We start from the raw sequence: 10,293 nt of genomic DNA on the forward strand, positions 1-10,293 counted from the left end.
CCCGGAGTCGATCCGTCCTCGATTGTCGGTGGTCGCCGCTAGCCTCTCTGACGTGCCGCCCCGTATCACCGATCCCGATCAGCTCAAGGAGCTCCTCGGGATCCCGTTCACCCCGGAGCAGACGGCCTGCATCGTCGCGCCGCCCGCCCCGCAGGTGATCGTGGCCGGAGCCGGGTCGGGCAAGACGACGGTGATGGCGGCCCGTGTGGTGTGGCTGGTCGGCACCGGCCAGGTCGCCCCGGAACAGGTCCTCGGCCTCACCTTCACCAACAAGGCGGCCGGCGAACTGGCCGAGCGCGTCCGCAAGGCACTCGTCAGGGCGGGCGTGACCGACCCCGACCTCATCGACCCGGACAACCCGCCCGGCGAGCCGGTGATCTCGACGTACCACGCCTTCGCGGGCCGCCTGCTGACCGACCACGGCCTGCGGATCGGCCTGGAACCCACCTCCCGCCTCCTCGCCGACGCCACCCGCTACCAGCTCGCCGCGCGCGTGCTGCGTGAGGCCCCGGGCCCCTACCCCGCCCTCACCCGCTCCTTCGCGGATCTCGTCAGCGACCTGCTCGCCCTGGACGCGGAACTCGCCGAGCACCTCGTACCGCCGGAGAACCTGCGCGCCTACGACGCCGGCCTGCTGCGCATCCTGGAGCGCGCGAAGCTCACCAACGCCGATCTGCGCAAGGTCCCCGAGGCCGCCGCCGCGCGCCGCGAACTCGCCGACCTGGTGATGCGCTACCGCGCCGCCAAGCGTGAGCGCGACCTGCTCGACTTCGGCGACCAGATCGCCCTGTCCGCGCGGCTCGCGCGCATCCCCGAGGTGGGCCGCGTCCTGCGCGAGGAGTTCCGGGTGGTGTTGCTCGACGAGTACCAGGACACCTCGGTGGCGCAACGCATCCTCCTGGCGGGCCTGTTCGGCGACGGCACCGGCCATCCGGTGACCGCCGTCGGCGACCCCTGCCAGGCGATCTACGGCTGGCGCGGCGCCTCCGTCGCCAACCTGGACGACTTCCCCGAGCACTTCGCGCACCCCGACGGCCGCCCCGCCACCCGGCAGGCGCTCAGCGAGAACCGCCGCAGCGGCGGCCACCTCCTCGACCTCGCCAACGGCCTCGCCGAGCCGCTGCGCGCCATGCACGCGGGCGTGGAGGCCCTCCGCCCCGCCCCCGGCGCCGAGCGCGACGGCATGGTGCGCTGCGCGCTGCTGCCCACCCACGCCGAGGAGATCGACTGGATCGCCGACTCGATCGCCCACCTGGTGAACACCGGCAAGGCCCCGGGCGAGATCGCCGTCCTGTGCCGTACGGCGACCGACTTCGCGGAGATCCAGGGCGCGCTCGTCGCCCGGGACGTCCCCGTCGAGGTGGTCGGCCTGTCCGGGCTGCTGCACCTGCCCGAGATCGCCGACCTGGTCGCCGTCTGCGAGGTCCTCCAGGACCCCGGCGCCAACGCCTCCCTGGTGCGGCTGCTGACGGGCCCGCGCTGGCGCATCGGCCCGCGCGACCTGGCCCTTCTGGGACGCAGGGCCCGGCTGCTGGTGTCCCACGCGCGCGTGGACGCCGGCGACGACCGGGACCGCAGGCTCGCCGAGGCCGTCGAGGGGGTCGACCCCTCGGAGGTGATATCGCTCGCGGACGCCCTGGACACCTTCCTGGAGCTGCCGCTCGACGTCGACCAGGAGGACGACGGGCTGCCGTTCTCGCCGGACGCGCGTGTGCGGTTCGCCCGTCTGGCCGCCGAACTGCGCGACCTGCGGCGCTCGTTGGCCGACCCGCTGATGGACGTCCTGCACCGTGTCCTCGCCGTCACCGGCCTGGAGGTGGAGCTGTCTGCCTCCCCGCACGCGCTGGCCGCCCGGCGCCGCGAGACCCTGTCCAACTTCCTGGACGTCGCCGCCTCCTTCGCCGCGGGGGACGGCGAGGCGACCCTGCTCGCCTTCCTGGGCTTCCTGCGCACCGCGGCCCAGTACGAGAAGGGCCTCGACAACGCGCTCCCGGGCGGCGAGAACACCGTCAAGGTCCTCACCGCCCACAAGTCCAAGGGCCTGGAGTGGGACGTCGTCGCGGTGCCCGGCCTGGTCACCGGCACCTTCCCCAGCACCCAGGGACGCGAGAAGTGGACCGCCCAGGGCAAGGTGCTGCCGCACGGACTGCGCGGCGACGCCGACACCCTGCCCGACATCGCCGCCTGGGACCCACGCGGCCTGAAGGCCTTCCAGGAGGCCATGAAGGAACACCAGCACACCGAGGAACTCCGCCTCGGCTACGTCACCTTCACCCGCCCCCGCTCCCTCCTCCTCGGCTCCGGTCACTGGTGGGGCCCCAGCCAGAAGAAGCCACGCGGCCCGTCCGACTTCCTCCAGGCCCTCTACGACCACTGCGAGGCCGGGTACGGCGAGATCGAGGCGTGGGCGGACGAGCCCGCCGAGGACGAGGAGAACCCGGCCCTCCACGCCGCGGGCGCCGACCAGGTCTGGCCGCTGCCCCTGGACGAGGCGTCCCTCGCCCGCCGCCGCACGGCCGCCGAAACCGTCCTCGCCCACCTCGACGACCTCGCCTCCCACGAGGACGGCCACCCCGCCGCCGTACACGACCCGGACGACCACGAGGATCCCGACTGGCCCGCGCCGCCGGACGAGGACGACCTCCATGAGCAGGCCCTCTACGAGGAGGCCGGCTACGAGGAGGACGCCCCGTTCCCCGAGGACGATCCCTTCCTGGAGGAGGGACCCGGCGACTGGGACGAGTGGTCCACCGACCGCCCGACGGTTCCCCACCAGGCGTCGGCACCGGGGAGCGCCGAACGCGAGGAGACCCCGGGACGGGGCGCACGTGGATCAGCCGCCGAGCGCACCCGCACGGCCCCCGAGCGCACCCGTCCCCGCCTCACCCCGGAGGAGGCCCGCACCCTCGCCTCCTGGGACCGTGACCTGGACGCCCTCACCGGTGAGCTCCTGCGCGCGCGTGAAGCCGTCACCGACGTGCCCCTGCCCGCCTCGCTCACCGCATCCCAGGTGCTGCGCCTGGCTGCCGACCCCGACGGATTCGCGCAGGAGCTCGCGCGCCCCATGCCGCGCCCGCCGCAGCCCGCCGCGCGCCGGGGCACCCGCTTCCACGCCTGGGTCGAGGCCCGCTTCGAAGAGCTGACGCTGCCCGTTCTCGAACCGGAGGAACTCCCCGGCGGCGAGGCCGAGATCGCCGACGAACGTGACCTGGAAGCCCTCAAGGAGGCCTTCGAGCGCACCGAGTACGCCCGCCGCACCCCGCACCGCGTGGAGGCGCCCTTCCAGCTCAGCATCGCCGGCCGGGTGGTCCGGGGCCGTATCGACGCCGTCTACCGGGAAGGCGACGGCGAGACGGCGACGTACGAGATCGTTGACTGGAAGACGAACCGCAGCCGTACCGCCGACCCGCTCCAGCTCGCCCTGTACCGGCTGGCCTGGGCCGAGCAGCAGGGCGTACCGCTGGAGTCCGTCAACGCGGCGTTCCTCTACGTCCGCACCGGTGAGGTCGTACGACCGGACGACCTGCCCGGCCGTGCCGCGCTGGAGCGGCTGCTCCTGGAGGAGCCCTCCGCGCAAGCAAACTGTGAGGAACCGCCCACCGAGGATGTCGGTGCGGGCCGATAGGCTCGTGACCATGAGCCAGACCCCGGACAGCGCTGTCCGTACGTACATCGAGCAGCACCGCACGGCCTTCCTCGACGAGCTCGCGGAGTGGCTGCGCATCCCGTCCGTGTCCGCCCAGCCGGACCACGCGCCCGATGTACGCCGCAGCGCCGACTGGCTCGCCGCCAAGCTGAAGGAGACCGGCTTCCCGACCGTCGAGGTCTGGGAGACCCCGGGTGCCCCGGCCGTCTTCGCCGAGTGGCCCGCCGACAGCCCCGAGGCACCCACCGTCCTCGTCTACGGCCATCACGACGTGCAGCCCGCCGCCCGCGAGGACGGCTGGGACAGCGAGCCCTTCGAGCCCCTCGTCCGGGACGACCGCCTCTACGCGCGCGGGGCCGCCGACGACAAGGGGCAGGTGTTCTTCCACACACTCGGCGTACGCGCCCACCTCGCCGCCACCGGCCGCACCGCCCCCGCCGTCCACCTGAAGCTGCTCGTGGAGGGCGAGGAGGAGTCCGGCTCACCCCACTTCCGCGCCCTGGTCGAGGAGCACGCGGACCGGCTCGCCGCCGACGCCGTGATCGTCTCCGACACCGGCATGTGGTCCGAGGACACCCCCACCGTGTGCACCGGCATGCGCGGACTCGCCGAGTGCGAGATCCAGCTGTCCGGCCCCGACCAGGACATCCACTCGGGCTCCTTCGGCGGCGCCGTGCCCAACCCGGCCACCGCGGCCGCCCGCCTGGTCGCCGCGCTGCACGACGACCACGCGCGCGTGGCGATCCCCGGCTTCTACGACGGCATCGTCGAACTCACCGACCGCGAGCGCGAGCTCTTCGCCGAGCTGCCTTTCGACGAGGGACAGTGGCTGCGCACCGCCAAGTCGCACGCCACCCATGGCGAGGCCGGGCACACCACCCTGGAGCGCATCTGGGCCCGGCCCACCGCCGAGGTCAACGGCATCGGCGGTGGCTACCAGGGCCCCGGCAGCAAGACGATCATCCCGTCCTCGGCCATGGTGAAGCTCTCCTTCCGGCTCGTCGCCGGGCAGGACCCCGACCACATCGAGAAGGCCGTGCGCGCGTGGGCGGCCGGGCAGGTGCCCGCCGGCATCCGGTCCGAGATCACCTTCGGCGCCGCCACCCGCCCGTGTCTGACGCCGCTGGACCACCCGGCCCTGCAGTCCGTCGTCCGCGCGATGGGCCGCGCCTTCGGCGAGCCGATCCGCTTCACCCGTGAGGGCGGCTCCGGACCGGCCGCCGACCTCCAGGAAGTCCTGGCCGCACCCGTGCTCTTCCTGGGTATTTCCGTCCCGTCCGACGGCTGGCACGCACCGAACGAGAAGGTGGAGCTCGCCCTGCTCCTCAAGGGCGTCGAGACCACCGCCTACCTGTGGGGCGACCTCGCGGAGACCTGGCGCCATGCGCCCTGAGCGTCCGCACGTCCCGCCGAACCGCCAGCCGAAACAACCCGTTCCACAGGGGGAGTTGGAAGCACCCGTGACCACCTGGACCGACCACACCGCCGACCGCCCCATCTCGCTCACCGCCCCGAGCGGCATCGACCGCGCCGCCCACCACCGGCTCGACGAAGCCTGGCTCGCGGCGGCTTGGAGCCACCCCACGACCCGCTGCTTCGTGGTCTCCGGCGGCCAGGTCCTCATCGACGAGACGCCCGACGGCCGTACCGAACTCGTCATGACGCCCTCCTTCGAGGCGCCGCTGACGGAGGCGCACCGCTACTTCCTGGGCACCGACGAGGAGGGCGTCAGCTACTTCGCCCTCCAGAAGGACGCGCTGCCCGGCCGGATCGACCAGTCGGCGCGCGCGGCGGGCCTGCGCGAGGCGGGGCTGCTGCTGTCGCCGCGCGACACCGGTCTCATGGTGCACGCGGTCGGCCTGGAGAACTGGCAGCGCACGCACCGCTTCTGCTCCCGCTGCGGCGAGCGCACCGTCATCGCCGCGGCCGGGCACATCCGCCGCTGCCCCGCCTGCGGTGCCGAGCACTACCCGCGCACCGACCCCGCCGTGATCATGGCGGTCACCGACGAGGCGGACCGTATCCTGCTCGGCCGCCAGGTGCACTGGCCCGAGGGCCGCTTCTCGACGCTCGCCGGCTTCGTGGAGCCCGGCGAGTCCATCGAGCAGGCGGTGCGCCGCGAGGTCTTCGAGGAGGCCGGCATCAGCGTCGGGCAGGTGGAGTACGTCGCGAGCCAGCCCTGGCCGTTCCCGTCCAGCCTCATGCTCGGCTTCATGGCCCACGCCACCTCGACCGAGATCGACGTCGACGGCGACGAGATCCATGAGGCCCGCTGGTTCTCCCGCGACGAACTGGGCGCCGCCTTCGAGTCCGGCGAGGTACTGCCTCCGTACGGCATCTCCATCGCGGCCCGCCTGATCGAGCTCTGGTACGGCAAGCCGCTGCCGACGAGGAGCGTGTGACTCCGCACGGCGGGTGTGGCGCACATCACAAAGGCGGTGCCTGAGGACTCCTCAGGCACCGCCTTTCGCGCGTCTCAGTGGCGCGTCACGCGCCGATCTTCTGCTTCACCTGTGCCAGCGACGGGTTGGTGAGGGTCGAGCCGTCCGCGAACAGCACGGTCGGCACCGTCTGGTTTCCGCCATTCGCCTTCTCGACGAACGCCGCGGACTCCGGGTCCAGTTCGATGTTGATCTCGTTGTACGTGATGCCCTCGCGGTCCATCTGGCTCTTCAGCCGACGGCAGTAGCCGCACCACGTCGTGCTGTACATCGTCACAGTGCCCGGCATGTCTCTTGCGCTCCTTGGCTGCTGGGGATCGGTGGTCGCAGAGGGGAAACGCACGGGGAAGGGCCACCATTCCCCCGTTCGGTGCCCGGCCGAACGTGACGCCTGCCGCATTGGTACGACAAGAGCTGTCCGCCTGTGGACAACCGCCGCACCCGTCTCCGGCGACCTGGCAGCATGGCGGTGTGACAGCAGCAACGCACTCCACGCTCTTCCCGCGGGTACCGGACTCGGCCGACGCGGTGCTGGAAGGGCTCGACCCCGAGCAGCGCGAGGTGGCCACCGCCCTGCACGGACCGGTGTGCGTCCTGGCCGGTGCCGGCACCGGCAAGACCCGGGCGATCACCCACCGCATCGCCTACGGGGTGCGCGCCGGGATCCTGCAGCCCTCCAGCGTGCTGGCCGTCACCTTCACCAACCGCGCCGCGGGGGAGATGCGGGGCCGGCTGCGCCAGCTCGGTGCCGTCGGCGTCCAGGCCCGCACCTTCCACTCGGCGGCCCTGCGCCAGCTCCAGTACTTCTGGCCGAAAGCGGTCGGCGGCTCCATGCCCCGGCTCGTCGACCGCAAGATCCAGCTCGTCGCCGACGCCGCGGCCGCCTGCCGCATCCGCCTCGACCGCGGTGAGCTGCGGGATGTCACCGGTGAGATCGAGTGGTCCAAGGTCACCCAGACCGTCCCCGCCGACTACGCGGCGGCCGCCGCCAAGGCCGGCCGGGACACCCCCCGCGACCCGGCCGAGATCGCCCAGCTCTACTCCGTCTACGAGGACCTCAAGCGGGACCGCTCCGTCATCGACTTCGAGGACGTCCTGCTGCTGACCGTCGCCGTCCTCCAGGACCGGCACGACATCGCCGACCAGGTCCGCGCCCAGTACCAGCACTTCGTCGTCGACGAGTACCAGGACGTCAGCCCCCTCCAGCAGCGCCTGCTGGAGCTGTGGCTGGGCGAGCGGGACAACCTGTGCGTGGTCGGCGACGCCAGCCAGACGATCTACTCGTTCACCGGGGCCACCCCCGACCACCTGCTGGGCTTCCGCGCCCGCCACCCGGGAGCGACCGTCGTCAAGCTGGTCCGCGACTACCGCTCCACCCCCCAGGTCGTCCACCTCGCCAACGGCCTCCTCGCCCAGGCCCGCGGCCGCGCCGCCGACCACCGCCTGGAGCTGGTCTCACAGCGCGAGGCCGGGCCCGAGCCCCGCTACACCGAGTACACCGACGAGCCCGCCGAGGCCGAGGGCGCCGCCCGCCGCATCCGCGACCTGATCGACGCGGGCGTCCCGGCGAGCGAGATCGCCGTCCTGTTCCGCACCAACTCCCAGTCGGAGACCTACGAGCAGGCCCTCGCCGACGCCGGAGTGCCCTACCAACTCCGGGGCGCCGAGCGGTTCTTCGAACGCCCCGAGGTGCGCAAGTCGATCGTCGCCCTGCGCGCCGCGGCCCGCTTCGGCCGCAACGACTCTCTCCTGGACGACGCCGTCGACCTGCCCTCCCAGGTGCGTGCCGTGCTCTCGAGCGAGGGCTGGACACCCCAGCCCCCGGCCGGCTCGGGCGCCGTCAGAGAGCGCTGGGAGTCCCTCGCGGCCCTGGTGAACCTGGCGCAGGACTTCACCGCCGCCAAACCCGGCGCCACCCTCGCCGACCTCGTCGCCGAACTGGACGAGCGGACGGGCGCCCAACACGCCCCGACCGTCCAGGGCGTCACCCTGGCCTCGCTGCACTCGGCCAAGGGCCTCGAATGGGACGTCGTCTTCCTGGTCGGGGTCGCCGAGGGCATGATGCCGATCACCTACGCGAAGACCGACGAGCAGATCGAGGAGGAGCGCCGCCTCCTCTACGTCGGTGTCACCCGCGCCCGCGAGCGCCTGTACGTCTCCTGGGCGCTGTCCCGCTCACCCGGCGGCCGTCCCAACCGCCGCCCCAGCCGCTTCCTGGACGGTCTGCGGCCCGGCTCCACGGCCACCGCGGGGCGCGGCGCGGCGGGCGGCGACGCAGGCGTCGAGCGCGGCTTCACCGGCAGAGCGGACATCGCCGTCCCGCGCCGCACCCAGCGCACCCCGGCCCGCTGCCGGGTCTGCGGGCGCACGCTCACCGACGCCGGCGAGATGAAGCTGATGCGCTGCGAGGACTGCCCCTCCGACATGGACGAGGGTCTGTACGAGCGGCTTCGGGAGTGGCGGGCGGACCAGGCGGGGCGCAGCGGACAGCCCGCGTTCTGCGTCTTCACCGACAAGACGCTGATGGCGATCGCCGAGACCGTCCCCGACGACGAGCACGAGCTGGCGCGCATCCCCGGAGTCGGCCGGCGCAAGCTCAACCGCTACGGAGCCGATGTTCTGGCCATCTGCGCAGGCCAAGTCCTTGGAGGAGACGACGAGAAGACCTGATCCGAACTCGTCGAAAAAATAGTTTGCGCATGCCCCAGCAATCCCCATAGGTTCTTAGCCACGGGGACGGAGGCCTTCTCGGAGGCCCTGATTCCGTGTTCTACTTGCATATCCGTCGGGCTGGTTCATCCCAGTCCCCGAAGCGCCGAGAGGAGGCGAGTCCAGTGATCAGCATCTACAGCAGCTCCATCAGCACCGTGAAAATGACCGATCGCTCGGTCGTCGCCTCCCTGTGCATGCTCGGCGCCTCGAACCCGGGCACCGGTCTGCCCGGCATCACTGCCGTGCGTCCGGCGTCCTCCGTGTCTCTTGCGGGTCTTCCCATCCGTGAGCGCAATGAGCGACCGACCAAGGCACTGGAAGCAGTAGCGGCACAGGCGCAGGCCTATGCCTTTACGGCGGCCGGTGCCGGAAGCCGGAAGCAGACGAAGCAGCACCACCAGATGTGGGCCTTCCGTGGGCCAGAACCCTGGAGTGATCCAGCCTGATCGCCGATCAGGCCGGCGCCTTCAGGGCCGCGGAACCCCATCCGGGATCCGCGGCCCTTCTGTTTTCCCCGAACGGGGACGACGGAGCGAAGGGGCCTCGGGACAACAGCAGAACCCGGTACCAGCCGCCAACCGGCCCAACAGGGCCGGCACGACCAGACGAGGAAGACCAACCGTGCAACTCGAAGCGCACGCCCCGTCCGTACCGCCTTCCGAAACGATCCCCCCGCCCGGCCTCACGGAGGACTCCACCTTGACCCCGCTCACCGCGCTCACCGCGCTCGACGACGCCATCGAGAGCCTCGGCGTACCCGTCCCCTGCCGTTCCTACGACCCGGAGGTCTTCTTCGCCGAGTCGCCGGCGGACGTCGAGTACGCCAAGTCCCTCTGCCGCACCTGCCCGCTGATCGAGGCCTGCCTCGCCGGCGCCAAGGAGCGGCGTGAGCCCTGGGGCGTCTGGGGTGGCGAGCTGTTCGTCCAGGGTGTCGTCGTCGCCCGGAAGCGGCCCCGTGGTCGCCCGCGCAAGAACCCGGTCACGGCATGAACACCGCAGGAACGATCGACCGCCCCCTCACGAACGACCCCACGAAGCAGGCCCCGATGAAGCCGTCCACCTACGAGCCCACCGGCTCCGCGATCGAAGACCTCACCATGACCGGCGTGACCGGTTCGCGTCAGAACAGGACCCGAGAGATGCAACTCCAACCAGAAGCCCTGGCTCGTGCGCATATGCACGACCGACTGCATGAGGCCGCGCGGGAACGCCAGGCCGTGCGCCTGGTGGTCGCCCGCCGGATGCAGCGCCGAGCGGAGCGCGCCTCGCTGCGCGCCCGCCGGGCGCTCGCCATGGCGGTCATGCAGTAACCCACCACACCTGAAGCGGTGGCCTCCCCAGACGGGGGGCGTCAGCTCCCCGCGGGGGCCGGTCCGTCCGCACGGACCGGCCCCCGCGGTGCGTTGTGCCCGCCGGCCGGTCCCGTGCGCAGTAAGGCCAGATCCATGGCACGCCCCTCCCCTTCCCTGCCTCTGTCCCCGGCTCCCAGGCAGG

Annotated in this window: 8 protein-coding genes; 7 read left to right on the forward strand and 1 reads right to left on the reverse strand. The window is 72.2% G+C overall.

Annotated elements, in window-relative coordinates:
- The first annotated feature begins 52 nt into the window (after window positions 1-52).
- From ABZT17_RS37780 to nudC, 3 genes are all read left to right on the forward strand, one after another.
- Entirely contained in the window at window positions 53-3,625 is a 3,573-nt protein-coding gene (locus ABZT17_RS37780; RefSeq protein ID WP_356356037.1) for an ATP-dependent DNA helicase, read from the forward strand.
- 10 nt (window positions 3,626-3,635) lie between these two features.
- Complete coding sequence (locus ABZT17_RS37785) at window positions 3,636-5,039, forward strand: dipeptidase (RefSeq protein ID WP_356356038.1); 1,404 nt, start codon at window positions 3,636-3,638, stop codon at window positions 5,037-5,039.
- Window positions 5,040-5,106: 67 nt separating this feature from the next.
- Complete coding sequence (gene nudC / locus ABZT17_RS37790) at window positions 5,107-6,048, forward strand: NAD(+) diphosphatase (protein WP_356356039.1); 942 nt, start codon at window positions 5,107-5,109, stop codon at window positions 6,046-6,048.
- Between the two features lie 85 nt (window positions 6,049-6,133).
- On the opposite strand, the gene ABZT17_RS37795 is transcribed toward nudC, so the two are convergent.
- Window positions 6,134-6,376: a mycoredoxin gene (locus ABZT17_RS37795; RefSeq protein ID WP_356356041.1), complete on the reverse strand. Its 243-nt coding sequence runs from the start codon at window positions 6,374-6,376 to the stop codon at window positions 6,134-6,136.
- Window positions 6,377-6,558: 182 nt separating this feature from the next.
- On the opposite strand from ABZT17_RS37795, the gene ABZT17_RS37800 reads away from it, so the two are divergent.
- The 4 genes from ABZT17_RS37800 to ABZT17_RS37815 all read left to right on the forward strand — a co-directional run bounded on the left by ABZT17_RS37800 (window position 6,559) and on the right by ABZT17_RS37815 (window position 10,109).
- Window positions 6,559-8,757, forward strand: a complete 2,199-nt coding sequence (locus ABZT17_RS37800; RefSeq protein WP_356356043.1) for an ATP-dependent DNA helicase UvrD2 — start codon at window positions 6,559-6,561, stop codon at window positions 8,755-8,757.
- Window positions 8,758-8,921: 164 nt separating this feature from the next.
- Complete coding sequence (locus tag ABZT17_RS37805) at window positions 8,922-9,245, forward strand: hypothetical protein (protein ID WP_356356045.1); 324 nt, start codon at window positions 8,922-8,924, stop codon at window positions 9,243-9,245.
- Between the two features lie 175 nt (window positions 9,246-9,420).
- Window positions 9,421-9,789, forward strand: coding sequence for a WhiB family transcriptional regulator (locus ABZT17_RS37810; protein ID WP_356356047.1), 369 nt, complete (start codon window positions 9,421-9,423; stop codon window positions 9,787-9,789).
- On the forward strand, window positions 9,786-10,109 hold the full coding sequence (locus tag ABZT17_RS37815) for a hypothetical protein (protein ID WP_356356048.1): 324 nt from the start codon (window positions 9,786-9,788) through the stop codon (window positions 10,107-10,109). The genes ABZT17_RS37810 and ABZT17_RS37815 overlap by 4 nt, the downstream gene beginning before the upstream one ends.
- The last annotated feature ends 184 nt before the right edge of the window (window positions 10,110-10,293 follow it).

Source organism: Streptomyces sp. NPDC005648, from assembly GCF_040605395.1.
Lineage (GTDB): Bacteria > Actinomycetota > Actinomycetes > Streptomycetales > Streptomycetaceae > Streptomyces.